This window comes from Collinsella stercoris DSM 13279 (assembly GCF_020735465.1).
Lineage (GTDB): Bacteria > Actinomycetota > Coriobacteriia > Coriobacteriales > Coriobacteriaceae > Collinsella > Collinsella stercoris.
The window spans coordinates 2,076,084-2,097,720 of the sequence record NZ_CP085935.1; the positions used below are offsets into that span (position 1 = coordinate 2,076,084).

Genomic DNA, 21,637 nt, shown 5'->3' on the forward strand with positions numbered 1-21,637 from the left:
CGCATGCGCCATCAGGTCGAGACGGCTTAGCAAGGAGATGGTCGTTTGAGTGGTGTATATGCCCGGAACAGACATCTGAGCGCCCAAAAGTATTTCGCGCTCGCATTGGAGATAAGGGCCGAGATCACCAAAAAGGTGACAACGAAGCAGCTGCCGAAGTCATACAGGTTCGTCTTCGCCGTCCCTATGGCCGAGACGGCCAGAAGCTTGGTCATGAATCTCGTAAAGGCGGATGCGTTCTACCCGAACACCGCGCGCAACGTCGAGGAGCGCAAGCGGTTCATGACGCTCGCGATCGCCGACTGCAACCAACTGCTTCAAGACCTGCAATGTCTGAAGTCTCTCAACTCGAACATAAGCCTGTCGTGGTTCGAGACTCTTATCCAGAACGTCGATGATGACATAAAGCTCATCAAGGGCGCTCGGTCTGGCGTGAAGCTGATAGGAAAGGGGTAAAATGGATAAGTGTTGCCCCTTGGAAATCTTCGCGTCAATTGGTGGCTCCGCTCCGTCATGGGCGGCTCGTCCTCCAACGTGTGCTATGTCAACAACAACGGCAATGCCAACAACAACGCCGCGACGAATGACTGGGTTCGCCCGTTCCCGTGATTCCCAAGACCTGCCAGACCGCGCAGACCGCAGCTCTGAGCGCCGTGCATTTGAGGAAGGAAGGGGCAACCATCGGGCGCGTGCCCGTAAATTTGCACCCCGAGACGGTTGCCGTTCGCTTCTTGCATGGCGCGGGATTTGGCACCTGCCCGCGCTTCATGGTCATCCGTCAAGCGGCTTGCGGGTGCCGCATGAAGCCGTTCGGGGTGCCTCCCATGAACTCTGATGAGCGCCGAGTGGCGCGCCGGGCACGGCGCGACAGCAAAAGAGCCGCAAATCGCTCGGCGCGGATAGAGGGGTGCACGCTCGAATCCATCGCAGATCTCGACAACCTATACCAGTCGGCGATCGACGCCTCACGTGGTGTTAGTTGGAAATCGAGCGTCCAGAGGTACATGCTGAGGGTCGTGCCGAACATCATGCGCGCACGAAGAGACCTCCTATCCGGCAAGGACTTCAAGCGCGGATTCATCGAGTTCGACATATTCGAGCGCGGAAAGCTCAGGCACATATGCTCTGTCCATTTCTCAGAGCGGGTCATACAGAAATCTATCAGCAGACACGCGTTGGCACCTGCGATATGGCCCACGCTGACCGAAGGGTGCGCCGCGAACATAAAGGGGCGCGGCACTGAATATGCCATCAAGCGCCTAAAGCGCCAACTTGTAAACCATCACAAGAGGCACGGTGAGCGCGGATACATCCTTCAGATCGACTTCGCGAACTACTTCGGCAACATCGACCACGAAGCTTGCAAGCGCCTCATCGACCGGGCACTTGACGACGATCTGGTTAAAGCGGTCGTATTCGACCAGATTGACGCGCACGGGACTCGCGGTCTCGGTCTCGGCAGCGAGCCAAACCAAGTGCTCGCGGTCGCCCTGCCGTCCCCAATCGACCACCTCATGCTGTCCACTCCCGGAATCCTCGCAAGCGGTCGCTACATGGATGACAGCTATTGCATCGCGCTTGAGAAAAGCGTTCTATATGACGCGCTCAAAAGAATCGAATCGCTATGCGACGAACTCGGGATTGTCATCAACCGGAAGAAGACGAGGATCGTGAAGCTGTCTCGCGGCTTCGTCTTCCTCAAGAAGAGGTTCTATTTCGGCGACGGCGGCAAGGTGGTCGTGAGGCCATGCCGAAGCTCCATCACGAGGCAGCGCAGGAAGCTCAAGAAGCAGGCGGCGCTCGTCGGTTGCGGCATGATGACCAAGGAGCAGGTAAACCAATCCTATCAATCGTGGCGCGGCGGCATGAAGCGGCTCGATGCGCACGACACGGTCCTGCGCATGGACGCGCTATACAAGGAGCTTTTCGGATGATGGAAAGCGCATAGACGGGCATCCAGCCCCCGCAATTCATCGCGGGGGCTTTTGTTTTCAAGGAAAGGAGAAAGTATGGCACTGACCGAACAAGAGGAGGCGAAGGTTCGCGCGATCATCGCCATCTTTGACGGCATGGCTCCGTCGCTGTCGAGCGACGTGGCATCCAAGAGCGCGGCGCTGTTCACCCTGTGGGACGGCAACGGGCACAAATACGCCGAAGGCGAGCGCGTGAGCCACAACGACGTGCTGTACGTCTGCCTCCAGGCGCACACTTCGCAACCAGACTGGTCTCCCGACAAGGCACCGAGTCTCTGGGCACGGGTTCTCGATCACGGCACGTCGGACACGCCGAGCGAGGATGTCCCGGCATGGCGGCAACCGGAATCGACGAACCCGTACCCACTCGGCGCTCGCGTGAAGCACAGGGGCAAGGTCTGGGAATCACTCGTCGCGAACAACGTCTGGGAACCGGGTGCCGTCGGCACAGAGACAGTTTGGCGTGAGGTCTCGGAGGGCTAGAAGATGGGCGAGAGCATAGTGAGCCACGCCGCCGCCTTCGGCCCCGAATGGTTCCTCATGACGGTCGTGACCGTCGGATTGGGAATCTTCGCCAAACTGCTTCTTGATGAGTTCAGGCGAAACAACGAGCGAAAGGCAGAGCTTGAATCGAAGCGCGACGAGCGGCAGGCCGAGCTTGAATCACAGCGCGAGGCGCGCAAGCGCGACGAGCTTAACGAAAGGGCCAAGCGCGACCGCGAGAGATCCGTCATGGAGGGCCGCATCGCCGCGCAGATGGAGCGCAGCAACAACATCTCAGAGAGCCTTCAGGCTACCGTCGAATCGCTGAGGGCTTCAAACGACGCCCTTCACAGCGAGATCAAGGAGTCCCGCGCCCATTCGCACGACATGGCAAGCAAGGTCAATCACATATACGACAGGGTTGACCTGATTTACGAAAAGGAGAATCGAAATGATTAACATAACCGCGCGAATCAAGAACAAGACCTTTTGGTTGACGCTCATCCCCGCCGTGCTGCTGCTCGTGCAGGTATGCGCGGCACCATTTGGCTACCAATGGGATTTCGGCGTGCTCAATGAGCAGCTTGCCGCGATCATAAACGCGCTTTTCGCCGTGCTCGCGATTCTCGGCGTGGTCAACGACCCGACGACCGCCGGAATCAGCGACTCGAAGCAGGCGATGGCATACGACAAGCCGAAAGCTGATGTGTAGGCTCAGGCTTCTGACGGCGTTTCTCACGGGCATGGCCTCATGTCTGCTGCTCACAGGAATCACCGTGCTCACCGCACCGGGCAACCCGACCGAAAGGCCGTGCCAAACCGAGCCAAGCGCCGCGATAATCAGCGACGCGCCCGCCCCAAGCGTTCCGATCTACTTGCAGACCGATGAGCGATGGGGCGGGCTTCCTTATGCCGGTGAGACGCTTTCCGCATCGGGATGCGGTCTGACGTGCGCCGCGATGGCGTGGAGTTATTTCACCGGCGATGATTGGACTCCAATCGAGATGCTGAACGCCGTCGGCAACGATTACGTGCAAGAAGGCCAGAACTACATGCCGGGGTTCTGCTCATGGATGCATGAGCAGGATGCCACTATCACAAGCTCGGTCATTTACGAGGATATGGCGCGCGCCCTTGATGATCTTGAAGGCGGCTCACTCATCTTCGCTGAGATGCAGGGGCAGCTTGAAGATGGTGGGCGAAGTTATGGCGGGCACATCGTCTTGCTGACGGGATTTGACGAAGAGAACGTAATTGTCCACGACCCTTGCAGCCCATACGCCGTTACGCTCAGCTTGGAGCAGATGACGTGCGTTGACTGGGGTTATTTCATTTCTGTTTGGAGGTCTTAACATGGCGTTAAACGGCATCGACATTTCCGATTTCCAGCGCGGTCTTGATCTTACAAAAGTTCCTTGTGACTTCGTTATATGCAAGGCCACGGAAGGAACGAGCATCGTGCATGACACGTGCGACGGATTCATCCAGACCGCAAAGAAGCTGGGGAAGAAGTGGGGTTTCTACCATTTCATGAACGCGTCTGACCCGGTTGCTCAGGCAAACTATTTCGTAGCGAACTGCAAGAACTATTTCACTGAGGGCTTCCCGGCGCTCGACTATGAGATGTACGGTCGGATCGGAACCGACAAGGCAAAGCTGTTTCTCGACCGGGTTTTCGAACTTACGGGGATACGCTGTGCCGTATATATGTCCCGATCGGTCTGCACCGAGGAAGATTGGAGCGCGATCGCTCCCAATCACGCCCTCTGGGTCGCACAATATGCGAACACCGAGCGAACCGGATATCAAAACTCGCCTTGGTTGCCATCAGGTGGCTTCGGCGCATGGAACACGTGCGCATTGCATCAATACACGTCTAACGGCAGACCGGGCGGCTATGACGGCCCGCTCGATCTCGACATCGCGCATATGACGCGTGCCGCTTGGGACAAGTTCTGCAACCCGTCCGAGGCTGTCAAGCCGGAGGTCAACGCGCCCGACACCCCCGCGCAGACGATCGATGGGACCGCTCTCGAACTTGCGGCCCGAGTCATGCGCGGCGAGTTCGGTGCGAATGATGAGCGCAAGGCCAAACTTGGAACCCGTTACGATGAGGTACAGGACCTCATCAACTATGTCGACCGAACGAGCTGCGCGCAGCTTGCCGATGATGTTGAGCGCGGCATGTTCGGAGTCAATCCCATTCGCGCCGAAGTTCTCGGCGGAAAGGCGAAGAGTGTTCAGGCGATCGTCAACAAACGCGCCGGAATCTGCGCGGAGTCTGTCTACATCGTCAAGAGCGGCGACACGTTAAGCGGCATCGGCGCAAAGGTCGGCGTCAAGTGGCAGACCATTGCGAGTAAGAATGGCATCGCCTCTCCTTACACGATTTATCCCGGTCAAAAGCTATTCTATTAACCTCAAAGCGGGGCACCCTAGTAAGGGGTGCCCCGCTTTCTGCCGTTAAATGACACTCTGGCAAGCCGTCTATCTGCTGTTTTGCATGTCAGCAGAAATGAGCCTCTTGAGGTAGTCCGTTGTGTTCTCCTGCGATTTCAGCCACGCATACATCTCTTCATCGCTATCACTGTTCGGATAAAACCGAATGGTAAGCTGCTTGACCTTCTTGCGGTAATTGCTGCTTGCTCGGCGTTGCGCCTCCGTCTGCATTACTCCCCCTTGCGGCTACTGCGCCAAATCCTGAACGCGATGAATGACACGATGAACGATATAACCAGTGTTTTCATTGCGCACCTCCTGCGCTAAAATTGTGAGTGGCGGGGCACCGCCTAAGCGATGCCCCTTGTGCTAAGACCTCTTTGCGTGCTTACCGGGCTTGCGAGGGGTCTTTTTCTTTAGACGCTCAACTGTTTCGTCGGTCACCTTTGCGAGCACCACGCCGAGGACCACAAGAAACACGTCCCAAACTCTGTCTTCCAACTGAATCACCTCCCTTCTGACAGTTATTATTATAGGGTAGACCCCATAGAAGTGCAAGGGTTATTTTGCCTTAATCAGATTTTTTTCCAGCAATCCAACTATTACAAACCAGCTATTTGTTGCCTGAACAATACAGGTATCAAGCTGTATTGAATGATTGTCCTGCTCAGAGAAGTCGCGTGAGTTCGCCGTTTTTCTCATTAGCTCCACCATATGAGAACGAAGGCCGGGGCGGTGACGCCCCGGCCTTTTTAATACCAAGGACAGGGCCGGCAAGCACTCGCGCCGCCGCCCCGGTGGGTCCTTCGTACGCCGCACGGCATTGCCCGCTGCGAACGGCATGCCCGCTGCCGGAAATCAAGGGAAAAGGTAACGAACAACAGACATCCCGGTCAAGTCCATTTTTGTGTGTAAATTCGCAACCGCCGCTTTCTCCTATGCCGCGAGCCTCAGCTGGCGCTGCTCGCGCGCGATGACCTCCAGGCGCGGGACCACGCCCTGCAGCTCCTTCACGGCCGGCGAGTAGAACAGCCTGCGACCGGCCGCCCAGCGCTCGCCCTCCTCGATGAGCACGGCCCCGATCAGCCTCGCTATCGAGTCCGCGTTCGGGAACACCTTGACCACCGACGACCTCCTCTTCACCTCCCCGTTCAGCCTCTCGAGGTGGTTCGACGTCCGCACGACCCGCCGCAGCGCCTCGGGCAGCTCCATCACCGTCATCGCGTCGTCGAACCCGGCGTCGAGCCGCTCGACCGCCCTGGGCGCGGCCCCGGCGTAGTCGGCCGCGATCTCGTCGCGCCTGCGACGCGCCTCCGCCATGGTCTTCGCGTTGAACATCTCCGCGAGCTCGCCGCGCAGCCCGACCCTCAGGCGCTTCGGCGCGGCGTCGACGACGTTGCGGGCGAAGTGGGCCTGGCAGCGCTGCCAGGGCACCTCGGGGAACACGGACTGCAGCGCGGCGACGAGCCCCTCGTGCGCGTCGGTGGTCGCGAGCCGGACCCCCGACAGGCCGCGGCGGCGCAGCCCGGCGAGGAACCGCGTCCAGCTCTCGGTCGTCTCGGCGTCCGCGACCTCGAAGCCGAGCACCTCCTTGCGGCCGTCCGGCGTGAACCCGATGGCCACGAGCAGCGCCTTCGCCACGACCCTGTGGCCCTCGCGGCACTTGATGTAGGTGGCGTCCGCCATGAGGAACGGGTGGTCTCCCTCGATGGGCCGCGCGAGGAACTCCCCGACGATCGCGTCGAGGTCGCGGCACGCCTCGGAGACGCACTGCTTCGAGAAGCTCTTCCCGCAGATGGTCTCCATGACCCTGCCGACCTTGGCGGTGGAGACGCCGGAGACGACCATCTCGGCCATGGTCGTGACCAGCGCGGCCTCGCTGCGGCTGTAGTTGTCGAAGACGAGCGTCCTGAACGGCGCGTTCCGGTGCCTCGGGACCGTCAGCTCGATCGTGCCGACGCGCGTCGCCAGGGGCCTCTCCCTCGTGCCGTTGCGCACGTCGGTGCGCGCCTCGGCCCTCTCGTAGCGGGCCGCCCCGAGCTGCTCGTCGGACTCCGCGAGCAGCACCGCGTTCAGGGACTTCTGCAGCAGGGCCGCGAACGCGCCGCCGGTGTCGCCGGCGAGAAGGGAGAGGATCTCGTCCTGGTCTAGTGTAAGATTGATTCGAGCCATGCTCGTCCTCCAAGTAATCGTTGTGGTTTGGCGATTGCAAGTTTACTTGGTCGGCGGGCCTCTGGCTCGCCTTTGCTATTTACACCACTTTACGGACGCGACCGACATCCCCGAGTAGACAGTGGTTTGAAGGGGCAAAACGCCAGGAAACACTTCTTGAAAAACGGTGTCTACTTGGCCCGTTGGAAAATCCGTTACATTTTCGCCCGATTCGGTGCACACACCTCGGTACACGGCACGAGATGTGCTTGCGTGGTAAGCTGTACAGACCAAAACCGATGACAGGAGTTTCCATGGCAGACGAGAGCAACAACGTGCAGCAGGACGAGGTGTCGCCCGAGCTTGACGCCATGGTGTGCGATCTGCTCGACGACTATCTCAATGCGCTTGCCGATGGCGAGGACCTGGGCGTGCTGCTCGTCGCTGAGGACGCCAATGCCAACCGGTACCAGGCTTGTTTTACCGAGGACGGCCCCGAGGCCTGCCTGGAAGGCGCCCAGCACTTCATCGAGTCCAACGCCTCGGGCATTCAGTCCGACCACGTGGGGCCGCTCGACCGGTACGCCATCGCCTATGCCGGCGGTGTCGAGCTCGACTGCGAGTTCCAGGATGCCATCATCGTGAGCTTTTATCAGCGCGGCATGACCATGGGCTACTCCGCCTACGTGTTGTATTCCGGCGCGGGCACCGGGGAGAACTTCATGTGGTGCGATCCCGAGCCCGCCGGCGAGGAGCCCTCGCTGCTGTAATCCAGCCGCGAAGAACGCGCGTGGCTCAAGTCGGACCCCGACGTCATGGTGGCGTCGGGGTCCGCTTCTTTGTTCCGCTTGTGTGTAGCGAGCGCAAACCGGCTGGTTAAAACCCTTCATGACGCGCGCCAACAGCTACAATACCGCCGAGTTACAACCGGTTACCGACCAGGTGCAACGTTTCGCCGGACGCGGGCTTGCGTTGAACCATAACTATGGATAGGGGACGCCATGCGCGTAGAGAACCTGCGAGACATCGCCATCATCGCCCACGTCGACCACGGCAAGACCACCTTGTGTGACAAGCTCCTGCGCGCCGCCGGCGCCTTCCGCGCCAACCAGGAGGTGCAGGAGCGTGTGCTCGACTCCAACGACCAGGAGCGCGAGCGCGGCATCACGATTCTTGCCAAGAACATCTCCATCGACTACAACGGCGTAAAGATCAACATCATCGACACCCCCGGCCATGCCGACTTTGGCGGCGAGGTCGAGCGCGTGCTGCGCATGGCGGATGGCGCGCTCCTGCTGGTCGACGCCTTCGAGGGTCCCATGCCCCAGACGCGCTTCGTCCTGCGCCACGCCATCGACACCGGCCTGTACGTCATGATCGTCATCAACAAGATCGACCGCCCCGGCGCCGACCCCGAGAAGGCGTACAACGACTGCCTCGACCTCATGGCCGATCTGGGCGCCACCGATGAGCAGCTCGAGTTCGCCATGGAACATGTGGTGTATTGCTCCGGCGTCAACGGCTACGCCCGCCTCGACCCCGAGGACGGCAACATGGACATGTACCCGCTGCTCGACATGATCGTCAACGACCTGCCCGCGCCCGAGGTCGACGTCGACGGCCCGCTCGCCATGCAGTGCGTGACCATCGACCACTCCAACTTCGTGGGTCGCATCGGCATCGGCCGCGTCTACTCCGGTACCATCCACACGGGCGACCAGATCCTCGTGGTCAAGAACGATGGCGAGCGCAAGACGGCCACGGTCAAGCAGCTCTTCACCTTCGACTATCTGGGCCGTACCGAGTGCTCCGAGGTCGAGGCCGGCGACATCGCCGCCGTGGTGGGTGTGGACAACACCGACATCGGCGACGTGTACACCGATCCGGAGAACCCCGTCGAGCTCGACCCCATCGAGATCGACCCGCCGACCCTCTCCATCGTGTTCGAGGCGTCGACCTCCCCGCTCGTGGGCCGCGATGGCGACATCGTGGGCGCCCGCCAGCTCAAGGAGCGCCTGTTCAACGAGCGCGAGAACAACGTGACCATGCGCATCGAGGAGCTGCCCGACAAGAGCGGCGTCGAGGTGAGCGGTCGCGGCATCCTGCACCTGTCCGTCCTCATGGAGACGATGCGCCGCGAGGGTTACGAGTTCCAGGTGGGCCGTCCGCGCGTCCTGTTCAAGAAGGACGAGAACGGCAACCTCCAGGAACCCATCGAGCAGGCCGTCGTTGAGTGCCCGGACGAGTACGCCGGCAAGGTCATCGAGGTGTTCGGCAACGCCGGCGGCACCATGACGAGCATGGAGACCGGCACGTCCGTGACGCACCTCGAGTTCCGCATTCCCACCCGCGGCATCATGGGCCTCAAGAACCGCATCCTGAACGTTACGCACGGCGAGGGCGTGTTCTACCACACCTTCCTCGAGTACGGCCCCTACGCAGGCGAGATCGGCGGCCGCAAGAACGGCGCCATGATCGCCATGACCACCGAGAAGGCCGTTGCCTACGCCCTGGGCACGCTGCAGGAGCGCGGCGCGCTGTTCGTGGAGCCCGGCACGGAGTGCTATGAGGGCATGCTTGTGGGCGAGCGCAATCAGCCCGGCGACATGGTCGTGAACATCGCCCGCACCAAGAACCTCGGCAACCAGCGTTCCTCCACCGCCGACATCTCCGTGCAGCTTGTGCCCCCGCGCACGTTCTCGCTGGAGGAGGCGCTCGAGTACATCATCGACGACGAGCTGGTCGAGATCACGCCCAAGAACATCCGCATGCGCAAGCGCCTGCTCAACGCCACGGACCGCAAGAAGGCGGCCAACCGCGCCAAGTAGCGACGCGTCTGCGATTCTGCGCCTCGAATCGGCCCGCGATGCCCTATTCGACCTGACGGTCTCGGCAACGAGGCGGCGATAGCTGGTACCATGTCCCGGACGGCCTTGTGCCGCCCGGGATTTTTCTATGGGAGATGCACTATGGGAAACACGAACATGCGAGAGGGGCTTGCCTCCGAGCCTGGCGTCGATTCGGCAAGCGAGGTCGGGTCGCCGTCTGTGGACAGCGCCTCCCCCGCGTCGGGGTTCGGGCACGGTGCACGCGCCGTCCCTCTGGATGCCTCGTCCGCGGCGTCCTTGGTGTCGGAGACCGACTCCTCAAACCCGGAGAACACCCTATCTTCCGAGCAGCTCGCCGCGATTCACGCGCGAAACGACTGGCTCATCGCCGCCGACCAGGCCCTGGCCGACGTACGCCGCCGCTCCTATGAGGGCAAGCTCACCACGCCCGACCGCTGGGTCAAGCGCGCGTTTGCGCCCTCCGGCGTGGACGGGCACGCGTTTGCATCCGACCTGCTCGCCTATATCGAGGATCGCCCCCATGCCGAGGACACACCGGCGCGCGGCAAGCAGGATGTTCCCCTGGGATATGACGACCGGCCTGAGCTCGACGAACTCGACCTTGACGACCCGTTGCCCGAGCCCGGGGTGACCGACATCGTCTTGCTGTACGGAAAATCGGGGGTCTACGCCTACTCAAAGCCCCTCATGTCGCACAGCTTCGCCCACGCCCTGTTCAACACGGCGGAGGGCGACGAGCTGGCGACCTTTGTGGACGTGGTGCGCACGGAGTCGAAGGTGTACCCGCGCCCCGTCGCGGCGGCGAGTTTCCTCAATCAGCCGTATCTGTGGTCGGCCGAAAAGGTCGCCTCGCTGTTCGAGCGCGCCATCAACGACGAGGCGTACGCCGACATCGAGACCACGCAGACGAGCCTCAACGACACGTATTTCTACTCGACCACGTTCCTCTCGCCCGCGCAGGCAAAGGCCCTTGCGGAGTGGCACGGTGTCGAGCGGTTCCGCAACCCCTAACGAAAGGAGGCCTGCATGGCCAAACGCCGCCTGACGGAGGACACGCCCTTTTTGCGCACTCCGGACATGTATCAAATCGAGAACGATGCGCCCATCACCGAGTACTCCGAGCGCTCGCTTGACCTGATCGCCGACGCGCGGTGCGGCGGCATCCCCGATGGCGCCAACGCCTTTTGCAGCGTGGGCAAGGAGAAGCGCGGCACCGTTCAGATGCAGTTGTTCGCGGTCATCGACCCCGATACGGAGACCTTTGGCGAAGTCGGTTTTCGCAGCCATGGGTGCCTTGCCGCCATTGCGTGCGCCACGGCCCTCGCGACCATGCTGCCCGGAAAGACGTTCGACGAGGCCCTCGCCATCACCAAGGAGGACATCCTTGAGTACGTGGGCGGGCTGCCCAACGGTCGCAAGTACACGCTCACCTACGCCGTCGAGGCCGTTCGCGCGCTCATAGGCGACTACCTGCTGCGCATCAAGGGATATACCTTGGAGCAGCTCTCCGGCGTCGTGCGTTGCGAGAGCATGTGCCCCAACTGCCTGCTCACCGAGAACTGCTCACTGCGAGACGAACGGGTCGACCAAGAGCTGCGCGAGGCCGGCGAGATCTAAGCGCCGCTCGCTGCGATATGGAATCCCCTGTCAACTCTGGGCACGCCACCGCCCGACACCACGGCGACCCCGGATGCCGTGGCAACGCCCGCAGCCGTGGAGCCCAGACGCACCGTGCGGACGTTGTCGTGCTCGCCCATCCCGCCCCGCGCTGCGCCTGTGGGGGTGCTCGCGGCTTCACGCAATATGGGTGTGTGAATAGGCGGATTCGCAGCTCATTATTCTGCAAATAGAATAATGACCATCTGCGGATTAAACGCTTTATTCAGGCATAATTGAACGTGTCTGCTTGTGCGCAGTATCGCCGCGCGCAATGCTTCAAGGTTCCGCGGGCGCGCCTGCGCTCGTGAAGCAAATAGGGGAGGGAACTATGAAAGAGAACACCGCCATGGAGCAGGTAGGCTCCGGTGCGGACCGTCTCGACTCCTTCTTTACCCGTCGCGGGTTTGTGAAGGTGTCGGGCGCGTTCGTGGCGGGCATGGTTGCGCTGGGTCTGCTCCCAGACTCCGCCGCCGCTGCCCCCACGAGCTCCAAGGGCGAGGTCGATTATTACGCGACCCCCGCTCACGTGCTCAAGGTCAATCGTGCCCGCTGCACGGGCTGCCAGCGCTGCGAGATGATGTGCACGCTGCAGAACGACGGCGCTTCCCAGCCCGCCGCCGCGCGCATCCACGTGCACGACGGTTTCCAGTTCGGCTCCGACTGGGAGTCCTATGACGGCATCTACTACTCCTGCGAGTGGCAGATCCGCGCGTGCCACATGTGCACCACCGCCCTGTGCCAGACCTCGTGCCCGCACGGCGCCATCGTCACCATGGATGACGGCACCCGCACCGTCGATCCCGAGAAGTGCGTGGGGTGCGGTACGTGTGTTGCTGCCTGCCCGTGGCACATGCCCGTGGTGAACACCGAGACCCACAAGTCCACCAAGTGCGTGGCCTGCGGCCGCTGCGCGGACCAGTGCCCCAACGGCGCGCTCGAGCTCATCAAGTGGGAGAACGTGAACCACTCCTCCGGCCCCACCCGTTCCGAGACCAAGTGGCCCTACGCTGACGACGTCCAGGACTTCGTCGGTGGCGGCAAGATCGCCCAGTAAAGGAGAAGCGCAATGGCTGAAACCTCTTACGGTTGGGCGGGATGGATCGCCCGCGTTAACCTCACGAGTGGAGACATCACCGAAGAGTCCGATGTCGAGATGCAAAAGGACTACATCGGTGGCATGGGCTTCGCGAACAAGATCATGTACGACGAGGTCGGCCCCGAGGTCGATTGGATGGACGAGGAGAACAAGGCCGTTCTCGCCGTCGGTCCTCTGACCGGTTCGGGCGTGCCGCTCGCCGGCCGCTCAACCTGGGCGTCCCTGTCGACCTTCACTACCGACCACCTCGTGGTCGACATGCACTGCGGCGGTCAGCTCGGCGCCATGCTCAAGTACTCGGGCCACGACGGCCTGATCATCGAGGGCAAGGCCAAGAAGCCCTGCTACATCTTCATCGACGACGACAAGATCTCGATCGAGGACGCCTCCGCCCTGTGGGGCAAGGGCACGCGCGAGACCACCGAGGCCCTGTGCAAGAAGCACGGCGCCGAGTGCTGCGTCGCCGCCATCGGCCCCGCGGGTGAGAACCTGCTGCCCTACGCCTGCGTGATGAACACCCGTTCCCACTCCGCCGGCGCCGGCCTGGGTGCCGTCTTTGGCGTCAAGAACCTCAAGGCGGTCGTCGTCCGCGGCACCAAGGCGTGCCACGTGGCCGACCCGCAGATGGTCGCCGACCTCTCCGACTACATGATCGCCCAGGTCATCGGCTCCAACAACAACCACGTCGTGCCGAGCACCCAGCAGTCCTGGGCCGAGTACTACGACGCCGGCTCCCGTTGGACGGCCAAGAAGGGCCTGTACTGGGCGGCTGCCGAGGGCGGTCCCATCGAGACGGGCGAGCCCAAGCCCTTCGAGCCCAACACCATGGGCTATCGCTGCATGAAGTCCACCAAGGACCTCGGCCCCGCCGCCGAGAAGTACACCGTCAAGATGGCCGGCTGCCACGGCTGCCCCGTGCGCTGCTACGCCCAGGTGCACGTCCCCTACGTGCAGGAGAAGACGGGTTACGAGTCCGCGGGCAACACCTGCGTGCCCAACTTCCCGTTCTCCGCGTACATGCAGTCCTTCCTCAAGGCCAAGGGCATCTACGAGGAGGACGGCAAGACGCTGTCCGACCTCTCCGTGAGCTACAACATGCTCATCTCCGCCACGGTCGACGACCTCGGCCTGTGGTGCAACTACGCCCAGCTCTACCGCGACCTGGCCTGGACCTACTCCGCCGGCATCCTCGACAAGCACATCCCTGCCGAGCAGATGGCCGAGTACAACTTTGACGGCATCGTCAACGGCGGCGACCCCTCCAGCTTTGTCAAGATCCTGCTCGACATCGCGTCCAACGATGTCGAGAACAAGCCGATCTCCCTGCTCGGCCACGGCCCCATCGTCTGGACCAAGGAGTGGGATTGCGAGGAGTGGTTCGACAACGCCAAGTCCGCGCTCATCAACTACCGCGGCTGGCCGGTGCACCACTCCATCGAGTGCTTCGGTCAGACGGGCGGTCTGTACAACATGATGTTCAACCGCGACGACATGATTCACTCCGCCGTCAACTTCCAGGGCTGCGGCCTGCCGTATGACCTCAAGAAGGAGATGGCCGAGGAGATGTGGGGCGAGGGTGCCATCGACGACACCAAGAACTACACCCCCATGAACGAGGCCAAGGCCGAGTTCGCCTGGTGGAGCATCGTCACCGACGTCCTGCACGACTCGCTCGTTCTGTGCAACTGGGTGTGGCCCATGGCCATGGCCCCCGCCAAGGAGCGCGACTACCGTGGCGACCTGGACCTCGAGGCCCAGTTCTACACGGCCGTCACGGGCCAGAAGGTCACCATCGACGACCTGTACAAGGCCGGCGAGCGCATCATGACCCTCCAGCGCGCCAACACCGTGCGCGGCATGAAGGACAAGGACGGCAACGTGGGCTGCAACGATATGCGCAACGTCCACGACGTCATCACCGAGTGGGTCTTTGAGAAGGATCCGGACATCGAGCCCTTCACGCCCGGCACCGACAAGATGGAGCGCAAGGACTGGGATAAGGCCCTCAAGATGCTGTACAAGCGTTTTGGCTGGGACGAGAAGCTCGGTTGCCCCACCAAGGAGTGCCTGAACGACCTCGGCATGTCCGATGTCGCCGAGGATCTCGAGTCCCGTGGCCTGCTCACCGAGGGCGGCGAGGCTTACGACAAGCGCACCCGCACGTACGATCACATTCTCGAGAAATACTGCGGTGACAACCCGGCGCTCTCCGCGTAGGGCCGTTTGATCTAGAGGAGCAACTATGGCTGATGAGACCAAGGAGACGAGCGCGGCCGAGGCCACGCCCGAGACTCCCAAGAAGAAGCGTGACTGGAAGGACAAGCGCCTTCCCATCGTGATCGCCGCCGTTGTGGCCGTGACGGTCCTGGGCGTAGCCGGCTGGGCCTGGCGCGCGACCCCGGGCTACTGCGACGCCCTGTGCCACAGCACCATGGGCAAGTACTACGACACGTTCGAGAATCAGACCGATTCCCTTGCGTACGCCCACAAGGCCGTGGCGAACGGCAAGTGCCTGGATTGCCACGAGAACACGCTGGGCACCTCCGCCCGCATGGCGCAGTCCCAGCTCACGGGCGACCATGAGACCCCGCTTGCCAAGGTGACCTACACCAACGAGTTCTGCCTGCAGAGCGGTTGCCACGCCGGCGCCGGCATCATGCCCGGTGCGAGCGAGTCCTCCACCAAGGACCTGGCGTTCGACCCGCACAGCGACTACCACGGCGTGCAGCAGTGCAACTCCTGCCACCGCATGCACGACCAGAGCGTCTTCACCTGCGCCGGCTGCCACCAGGTCGGTGCCTGGGAGGGCGAGGGCGGCATCCCCGAGGGCTGGAGCAAGGTCGATCTGGGCGATGGCCAGCAGGGCGCCGTGCCGGATGGTTGGACCACCCCGTTCCTGTTCGAGGCTGCCGAGTAGCCACGGCGTGCCAGAGCATGTGCATCAAGAAAGGGCGAGCCTTCGGGTTCGCCCTTTTGCGTTCACCGGGGTCCCTTGCCAAGCGCGGCTCGCGGCGAAAAGTGCGTCATCCCCTCCGTCGGGTTCGACTTTCAGCTCCGCAGCCGGTCGATCTCGCTATCGAGTGTGGCCTCGAACTACATAATCGTGTCAAATCTGCAGTTGAGGACATTCCCTATGGGATGTGACGGCGCGCTGCGCTTATCGCCGTTCCTGCAACTGTGGCATACTGGCAAAAACTATGAAAGAGGAGATGCGATTATGGTGACCTCAGATTTCAAGCCGCGCGGCGTATGTGCTCGCATGATTCACGTGGAACTCTCCGATGACGGATCGACTATTGAGCGTGTGGCGTTCGAGGGAGGCTGCAACGGCAACCTCAAGGCCATCGGCAAGCTCGTGGCGGGCCAACCGGTCGATGAGACCGTCACGCTCCTGGAGGGCAATACTTGCGGGCCCCGCAAGACATCCTGCGCCGATCAACTTACCCTCGCTCTGCGCGAGGCTCAGGCGCAGGCCCGGTCGTAACCATGTCGGACGGCAAGAACTCCTCGACGGCCCGCGCGCCGCAAAGAGAAAAAGCCTGGTCCGGCGTCAGTCGCCGAATGCTGTTCAAGGGGGGCGCCGCCGCCACGGCGGCACTTACGGTCATCTCGCTTGTCGGGTGTGATTCCGACGGGGAGGGCTCTGCGGTGAGCGGTGAGCCGCAGGTCATCACGGATGACTCCAAGATCATCAGTGTCATCGATGATTTTGAGAACGTGGACAACACGCTTGCACCCCAGTTCTCGTGGGATATGCCGTTGGGAACGGTGCCGTTTCACTGCGAGGGCGCATGGGCGGCATTGCTTGAGGCGCCCGCGAGCGCCCGCGCCATCAATACGCTTGGGATCATCTCCCTGGCGAGCGGTAGCCGTGCGACGCTCGTGCCCGAGCCGATCAAGGGCAAGACGTATGGCTTTCACGACGTTCGCTGCAGCGAGCAGGTGTACGCCTGGATCGAGATGGACTACGCCACAGGCGATTGGGTGCTTCTGGCCCAGGAGCTTGAGAACGGCGTGCTCGTGGGCGAGCCGGTTGAGCTTGACGATGGCACGACGGACTGGGAACCGGCGCGTTTTACCGTCACGGGAAATTCGGTTATCTGGCAAAAAATGCCCTTCGCATCCGGTGCCAAGCGGGCGGAGTACTCCCATTGCTACTTGTGGAGCGCCGGCTCACCCAAGGGCAAGGACCTCTATGAGAGTCCGGGCCGCTTTGCCACGTGGCCGCGCGTGAGCGATGGATACCTCACGATCGCGCCGCGCGTGAACGCCAGCGAGGGCACGTTTTACGGGTTGACCGCCCTCGACCTGCAAAACAACAACAAGGTGGCCGCGCAGCTCGTCATGCCTGAGACGGTGAGCCCCTTTGAGGCCGTATACATGGGCAGCAGCTTTGCGTTCTCGGTCGAGGCCAACTACGGCTACGGCGGCGGCTTGGGCAACATGGGCACGTTCATCGGAAATGCCGGGGGTCCGTTCACGTATTTGAGCCGCGAGCCCCTCGCCTGCGTGTCGGGCAACGGCACGCGATATCTCATCAAGGCCCAGTCGTCGCACTTTGTCGTCGACACGGAGGCACAGACGTACGCAGTGCTCGCCGCCCCCGATAAGTCGCTTGACTTTGGCGACTACCCGGCGAGCGAGGGGACGACCGATCGCTTTGTGACCTACGCCACGGTGCGCGGTGACGATGGCCTGCCCGCGGCCGTGCAGCTGAGGGTCTTTAGCCTGTAGTGGAGCCGCCGTCCACGCTATTGATTGAACGCTCTGCGGATTGGGCATACTCCTTCTACGGTATGCGCTGTTTTGCTGCGCTAGAATAAAACGACGTTTGTCTGCGAGATGAGGAGGCCGCCCATGGCTTCAGATGCACGTAAGATTCTGCTTGTTGAGGACGAGAAGGCCATTCGCGATGCGGTGGCGGCGTATCTTGAGCGCGAGGGCTATTGGGTCGTGGGCGTGGGCGACGGCCAGTCCGCCGTCGAGGAGTTCGAGAAGCACCAGTTCGACTTGATCGTGCTCGACCTCATGCTCCCCAAGCTCTCCGGCGAGCGCGTGTGCCGCGCCATTCGCGACACCTCCGATGTGCCGATCATCATGCTCACCGCCAAGGGCGAGGTCGAGGACCGCATCATCGGCCTGGAACTCGGTGCCGATGACTACCTCATCAAGCCGTTCTCGCCGCGCGAGCTCGTCGCCCGCGTGCGCGCGCTGTTCCGCCGCACCCATCTTGCCGACGAGCCCCAGGTCGAGGTGCTCGACTTTGGCGATCTGGTCATCGATATCTCCGGCCATAAGATTCTCGTCGAGGGCAAGGAGGTCGACCTCACCGCCTCCGAGTTCAAGCTCCTCACCACGCTCGCCCGTCACCCGGGTCGCGTGTACAACCGCATGGAGCTGGTCGAGAAGGTGCTGGGCTACGACTTTGAGGGCTATGAGCGCACCATCGACAGCCACGTGAAGAATCTTCGCGCCAAGTTGGGCGATGACCCCAAAAAGCCCAAGTGGCTCTACACCGTCCACGGCGTCGGGTACCGTTTCGAGGCGCCCGCGCAGCCTGAAAAGGCGGACAAGTAGCACGTCTCCAATTCGGGCGCCGCACATGTGGCGCCCGTTTTTGTGCGCGCGGGAACGGTTCCGTTGCGCATGTTTCGCCCGCTGAGGAGGGGATGACGCATGGCGCGTTTGGTCATTGGGCAAAAACACGGATCCGATGCCGAGCAGCCTTCGACGCGCGCGAGCTGGAACACGCCGCACCCAACACCGCGCACCGGCATGAGCTACGGCGGTCGCATGGCGCTTTCGTTCGCCATGACCTCGCTGGTCACCGTGATCATCTTGGCCTGCGTGGTCACGGTGGTGTGGGGCGGTGCGTTCTCGGACTACACGCGCGCCAATGTTGAGGAGATCGCCCAGGTCGCCGCGGAAAAACTTGCCGAGGGGTACGAGCGCGAGGGCGAGTGGAACGTCGATGACATCAAGGACATTGCCGAGTCCAGCGCGCTGTCCGACGATATCGGCATGCAGGTGACGGACACCTCCGGCGTCATCATGTATGACGACACGTGGCCGGCGGCTGCCATGGCGAGCGGCGCCGGCGGGTCTGGGGCGCGCAAGGACAGCCATAGCCCGGTGTCAAAGGCTCCAACCGACCCCGAATCGGCGGTGGTCACCCCCATCGTGAACAGCGAGGGGGAGGGTATTGGCCAGGTGCGCCTATGGGTGCTGGGCAGCGATGCCCTGCTCACCAAGGCCGACACCGCGTTTAGGGAGCGCACCTTCAACGCCATGGGGCTCGCCGCGTTCATCGCGGTTCTCATGGCCGTCGTCATCGGCTTTCTCGTCTCGCGCATGTTCACCTATCCGGTGCGCACCATCACCAACACCGCCCGCCGCATCCGAGAGGGTGACCTCTCCGCCCGCACCAACATGCGCGGCGATGACGAGATCGACCAGCTCGGCGAAACGTTTGACGAGATGGCGGCGAGCCTCGAGCGCGATCTCAAGCGCGAGCGCCGGTTGACGTCGGACGTGGCGCACGAGCTGCGCACACCGCTCATGGCCATGCAGGCAACGGTCGAGGCGATGCAGGACGGCGTGTACCCCACGGACGCCGAGCACCTCGAGACCGTGGCTGCCGAGACGCGCCGCCTCGCGCGCCTGGTGCAGCAAACGCTCGACCTGTCGCGCTTGGAAAACCATACGGCGCCGTTGCGCCTCGATCAGGTCGATATGGTGCAACTCACGCAGACCATCGTGAATAACCAGCATCAGCTGTTCCACAACAAGGGCCTGCATCTGCGCTTTGTGGACGAGATGGAGGGTCGCTCGGCGGTGATCATCTGCGACGCCGACATGATTACGCAGTGCATCATCAACCTCATGAGCAACGCCATGCGCTACACGCCCGAGGACGGCTGGGTGGTCGTCTCCGTGCACGGGGACCGTAAGCACGTGATGGTCACGGTGTCGGATACGGGCATCGGCATCGCCAAGGATGACCTCGCGCGGATATTCGGCAGGTTTTGGCGGGCGGACGCGAGCCGTGCCCGTGAGGCCGGTGGCCTGGGCGTGGGCCTTGCCGTGACCAAGCAGATCGTCGAGCGTCACCACGGCTTCATTGCGGTGGAGAGCGAACTTGAAAAGGGTACGACTTTTACGATTCATCTACCGCGTGAGCTGGAAGAAGGGTCGCCATCCACTACAATGAAGTATTAGCTGTGCCATGGCGGTGAAGGAGCGCCTGCGAGGAGCGTTGCCGTTCCGCCATGAATCGGGCAATGTGCCGGGTGAACCCCGCGCCCGCCCACACCGTTCACGTTAGGAGTTGACGCGTATGACCACGATGGAACGCCGCCCCGATTCTCGAGGCAAGGTCCGCGACATCTACGACGCCGGCGACAACCTGCTCATGGTTGCCTCCGACCGCATCTCGGCCTTTGACTATATCCTGCCGGACGAGATCCCCTACAAGGGTGAGGTGCTCAATCGCATCTCCGCGTTCTGGTTCAACAAGTTCGCCGATTTGGTCCCCAACCATATGGTGACCATCGATTCCGCCGATTTCCCCGCCGAGTTCGCCGATTACGGCGATTATCTCTCGGGCCGCACCATGCTGGTCAAGAAGGCCGAGCCCATCATGATCGAGTGCATCGTGCGCGGGTACCTCACCGGCTCCGGCAAGAAGACCTACGATGCCGACGGCACCGTGTGCGGCATCAAGCTGCCCGAGGGCCTCACCGAGGCATCCAAGCTGCCCGAGCCGCTGTTCACCCCCTCCACCAAGGCGGCCATCGGCGACCACGATGAGAACATCTCCTACGAGCGCTGCGTCGAGCTCGTGGGCGAGGAGATCGCGTCTCAGATTCGCGACCTCTCCCTCACGATCTACAAGGCCGCCGCTGAGTATGCCGCCACGCGTGGCATCATCATCGCCGACACCAAGTTCGAGTTTGGCGTCATCGACGGCAAGGTGACGCTCATCGACGAGTGCCTGACCCCCGATTCCAGCCGTTTTTGGCCTGCTGACTCCTATGAGGAGGGCAAGGTCCAGCCCAGCTACGACAAGCAGTACGTCCGCGACTGGCTCAAGGCCAACTGGGATTTCACCGGCGATGCGCCCCAGCTTCCCGCCGAGGTCATCGAGGGCACGTCCGCCCGCTACCGCGAGGCGTACGAGATCATCACGGGCGAGGCGTTCGTCCCGATGAAGAACGAATAGGTAATTGAAGGAGATCGAGTAAGTGAGCACCCGTAGCGTCCAGAACAAGCGTACCCAGGAAAAGATGCAGGGCGAGAGCCGTGGCGGCATGGCCCGCAAGTCCGCCTCTTCCGCCAAGCCGGCCCGCGCCGCGGCGAGTTCGGTCCGCGTTGTCCCCGCATCCGCCAAGGCAAAGCGTGCGGCCGCCGAGCGCGGGGAGGATCTTTCCAACCTGTCCAAGGAGGAAAAGAAGGCCCGCAAGGCGGAGCTTCGCCGTCAGGAGGACCTGATCTACACGGCGGCGAACGCCCTGCTCAAGGAGAATGAGGACTACACGCGTCTGCGTCGCATCTGGTGGGTGCTGCTGGGCGTCGGTATCGCCGCCCTCGTCGGCACATGGGTGCTGCTCGCGGTCTTTGGGTCCGATGCGGGCAACTCCTCGTTCGCCCAGACGGGTCAGCTGGTGCTCATCATCGCCGCGTACGCTGCGATCATCATCGCGTTCATCTTCGACTTCGTGAAGATCCGCCCCATCCGCAATGCGTGCCGCGCGACGGCGTCTGGTCTGAGCGATGCCAAGCTCGACGAGGTCATCGCTCGTTCGATGCAGGATAAGAAGTCCAAAAAGTAGGGGCCTCCATCGGTAGGTCTCCTTCGCGCACCGCATGCGCGCACGGGCGCATCCATGGTGCTCGCGATTCCCTTGGCACATTCTGCGCCAAGGTGCGAACGCGAGGTTCACAGCATGGGTGCGCCCTTTCATCTCGATATATCCGTCCAAATGAAA

Annotated in this window: 24 protein-coding genes; 21 read left to right on the forward strand and 3 right to left on the reverse strand. The window is 62.2% G+C overall.

Annotation, left to right across the window (positions count from 1 at the left end):
* Nucleotides 1-45: 45 nt before the first annotated feature.
* The 8 genes from LK434_RS08775 to LK434_RS08810 all read left to right on the forward strand — a co-directional run bounded on the left by LK434_RS08775 (nt 46) and on the right by LK434_RS08810 (nt 4,874).
* Nucleotides 46-456: a hypothetical protein gene (locus LK434_RS08775; RefSeq protein WP_006721778.1), complete on the forward strand. Its 411-nt coding sequence runs from the start codon at nt 46-48 to the stop codon at nt 454-456.
* A 12-nt stretch (nt 457-468) separates the two neighbouring features.
* On the forward strand, nt 469-609 hold the full coding sequence (locus LK434_RS08780; RefSeq protein ID WP_006721777.1) for a DUF6273 domain-containing protein: 141 nt from the start codon (nt 469-471) through the stop codon (nt 607-609).
* Nucleotides 610-824: 215 nt separating this feature from the next.
* On the forward strand, nt 825-1,934 hold the full coding sequence (locus LK434_RS08785) for an RNA-directed DNA polymerase (protein WP_148334647.1): 1,110 nt from the start codon (nt 825-827) through the stop codon (nt 1,932-1,934).
* A gap of 75 nt (nt 1,935-2,009) precedes the next feature.
* Entirely contained in the window at nt 2,010-2,456 is a 447-nt protein-coding gene (locus LK434_RS08790) for a carbohydrate-binding protein (RefSeq protein WP_006721775.1), read from the forward strand.
* 18 nt (nt 2,457-2,474) lie between these two features.
* On the forward strand, nt 2,475-2,915 hold the full coding sequence (locus tag LK434_RS08795) for a hypothetical protein (protein WP_227917724.1): 441 nt from the start codon (nt 2,475-2,477) through the stop codon (nt 2,913-2,915).
* Entirely contained in the window at nt 2,908-3,168 is a 261-nt protein-coding gene (locus LK434_RS08800; protein ID WP_006721773.1) for a phage holin, read from the forward strand. The genes LK434_RS08795 and LK434_RS08800 overlap by 8 nt, the downstream gene beginning before the upstream one ends.
* A 64-nt stretch (nt 3,169-3,232) precedes the next feature.
* Nucleotides 3,233-3,808, forward strand: coding sequence for a C39 family peptidase (locus tag LK434_RS08805; protein ID WP_187371223.1), 576 nt, complete (start codon nt 3,233-3,235; stop codon nt 3,806-3,808).
* Between the two features lies 1 nt (nt 3,809).
* On the forward strand, nt 3,810-4,874 hold the full coding sequence (locus tag LK434_RS08810; protein ID WP_006721771.1) for a LysM peptidoglycan-binding domain-containing protein: 1,065 nt from the start codon (nt 3,810-3,812) through the stop codon (nt 4,872-4,874).
* Between the two features lie 69 nt (nt 4,875-4,943).
* Here the strand turns inward: LK434_RS08810 and LK434_RS08815 are convergent, their stop codons facing one another.
* Both LK434_RS08815 and LK434_RS08820 read right to left on the reverse strand, forming a co-directional pair.
* Entirely contained in the window at nt 4,944-5,126 is a 183-nt protein-coding gene (locus LK434_RS08815) for a hypothetical protein (protein ID WP_006721770.1), read from the reverse strand.
* A gap of 705 nt (nt 5,127-5,831) precedes the next feature.
* Nucleotides 5,832-7,067: an IS256 family transposase gene (locus tag LK434_RS08820; protein WP_006722195.1), complete on the reverse strand. Its 1,236-nt coding sequence runs from the start codon at nt 7,065-7,067 to the stop codon at nt 5,832-5,834.
* 293 nt (nt 7,068-7,360) lie between these two features.
* Here LK434_RS08820 and LK434_RS08825 point away from each other — a divergent pair, with 293 nt between their 5' ends.
* The 4 genes from LK434_RS08825 (at nt 7,361) to LK434_RS08840 (ending at nt 11,512) form a co-directional block, all read left to right on the forward strand.
* On the forward strand, nt 7,361-7,816 hold the full coding sequence (locus tag LK434_RS08825; RefSeq protein WP_006721768.1) for a hypothetical protein: 456 nt from the start codon (nt 7,361-7,363) through the stop codon (nt 7,814-7,816).
* Nucleotides 7,817-8,047: 231 nt separating this feature from the next.
* On the forward strand, nt 8,048-9,874 hold the full coding sequence (gene typA / locus LK434_RS08830) for a translational GTPase TypA (RefSeq protein ID WP_006721767.1): 1,827 nt from the start codon (nt 8,048-8,050) through the stop codon (nt 9,872-9,874).
* Between the two features lie 141 nt (nt 9,875-10,015).
* Nucleotides 10,016-10,906 (forward strand): hypothetical protein, encoded by an 891-nt coding sequence (locus LK434_RS08835; protein WP_006721766.1) that lies wholly within the window; start codon nt 10,016-10,018, stop codon nt 10,904-10,906.
* A gap of 15 nt (nt 10,907-10,921) precedes the next feature.
* The gene (locus LK434_RS08840) at nt 10,922-11,512 is read left to right on the forward strand and encodes an iron-sulfur cluster assembly scaffold protein (RefSeq protein WP_006721765.1); all 591 of its coding nucleotides are present in this window, start codon (nt 10,922-10,924) and stop codon (nt 11,510-11,512) included.
* Here LK434_RS08840 and LK434_RS08845 read toward each other — a convergent pair.
* The gene (locus tag LK434_RS08845) at nt 11,509-11,652 is read right to left on the reverse strand and encodes a hypothetical protein (RefSeq protein ID WP_006721764.1); all 144 of its coding nucleotides are present in this window, start codon (nt 11,650-11,652) and stop codon (nt 11,509-11,511) included. The genes LK434_RS08840 and LK434_RS08845 overlap by 4 nt on opposite strands.
* Nucleotides 11,653-11,882: 230 nt before the next feature.
* On the opposite strand from LK434_RS08845, the gene LK434_RS08850 reads away from it, so the two are divergent.
* The 9 genes from LK434_RS08850 (at nt 11,883) to LK434_RS08890 (ending at nt 21,481) form a co-directional block, all read left to right on the forward strand.
* Nucleotides 11,883-12,608 carry a 4Fe-4S binding protein gene (locus tag LK434_RS08850; protein WP_148334643.1) on the forward strand — a complete coding sequence of 242 codons (726 nt, stop codon included), beginning with the start codon at nt 11,883-11,885 and terminating at the stop codon, nt 12,606-12,608.
* Between the two features lie 12 nt (nt 12,609-12,620).
* Nucleotides 12,621-14,867: an aldehyde ferredoxin oxidoreductase gene (locus tag LK434_RS08855; protein ID WP_006721762.1), complete on the forward strand. Its 2,247-nt coding sequence runs from the start codon at nt 12,621-12,623 to the stop codon at nt 14,865-14,867.
* Nucleotides 14,868-14,892: 25 nt separating this feature from the next.
* Entirely contained in the window at nt 14,893-15,567 is a 675-nt protein-coding gene (locus tag LK434_RS08860; protein ID WP_006721761.1) for a cytochrome c3 family protein, read from the forward strand.
* A 300-nt stretch (nt 15,568-15,867) separates the two neighbouring features.
* The gene (locus tag LK434_RS08865; protein ID WP_040361703.1) at nt 15,868-16,134 is read left to right on the forward strand and encodes a TIGR03905 family TSCPD domain-containing protein; all 267 of its coding nucleotides are present in this window, start codon (nt 15,868-15,870) and stop codon (nt 16,132-16,134) included.
* 77 nt (nt 16,135-16,211) lie between these two features.
* Nucleotides 16,212-17,384, forward strand: a complete 1,173-nt coding sequence (locus LK434_RS08870; protein WP_006721759.1) for a hypothetical protein — start codon at nt 16,212-16,214, stop codon at nt 17,382-17,384.
* 123 nt (nt 17,385-17,507) lie between these two features.
* On the forward strand, nt 17,508-18,227 hold the full coding sequence (locus LK434_RS08875; protein ID WP_006721758.1) for a response regulator transcription factor: 720 nt from the start codon (nt 17,508-17,510) through the stop codon (nt 18,225-18,227).
* Between the two features lie 99 nt (nt 18,228-18,326).
* The gene (locus LK434_RS08880; protein WP_040361701.1) at nt 18,327-19,868 is read left to right on the forward strand and encodes a sensor histidine kinase; all 1,542 of its coding nucleotides are present in this window, start codon (nt 18,327-18,329) and stop codon (nt 19,866-19,868) included.
* Nucleotides 19,869-19,986: 118 nt separating this feature from the next.
* On the forward strand, nt 19,987-20,871 hold the full coding sequence (locus tag LK434_RS08885; RefSeq protein ID WP_006721756.1) for a phosphoribosylaminoimidazolesuccinocarboxamide synthase: 885 nt from the start codon (nt 19,987-19,989) through the stop codon (nt 20,869-20,871).
* A gap of 22 nt (nt 20,872-20,893) precedes the next feature.
* Nucleotides 20,894-21,481 carry a hypothetical protein gene (locus LK434_RS08890; protein ID WP_006721755.1) on the forward strand — a complete coding sequence of 196 codons (588 nt, stop codon included), beginning with the start codon at nt 20,894-20,896 and terminating at the stop codon, nt 21,479-21,481.
* The last annotated feature ends 156 nt before the right edge of the window (nt 21,482-21,637 follow it).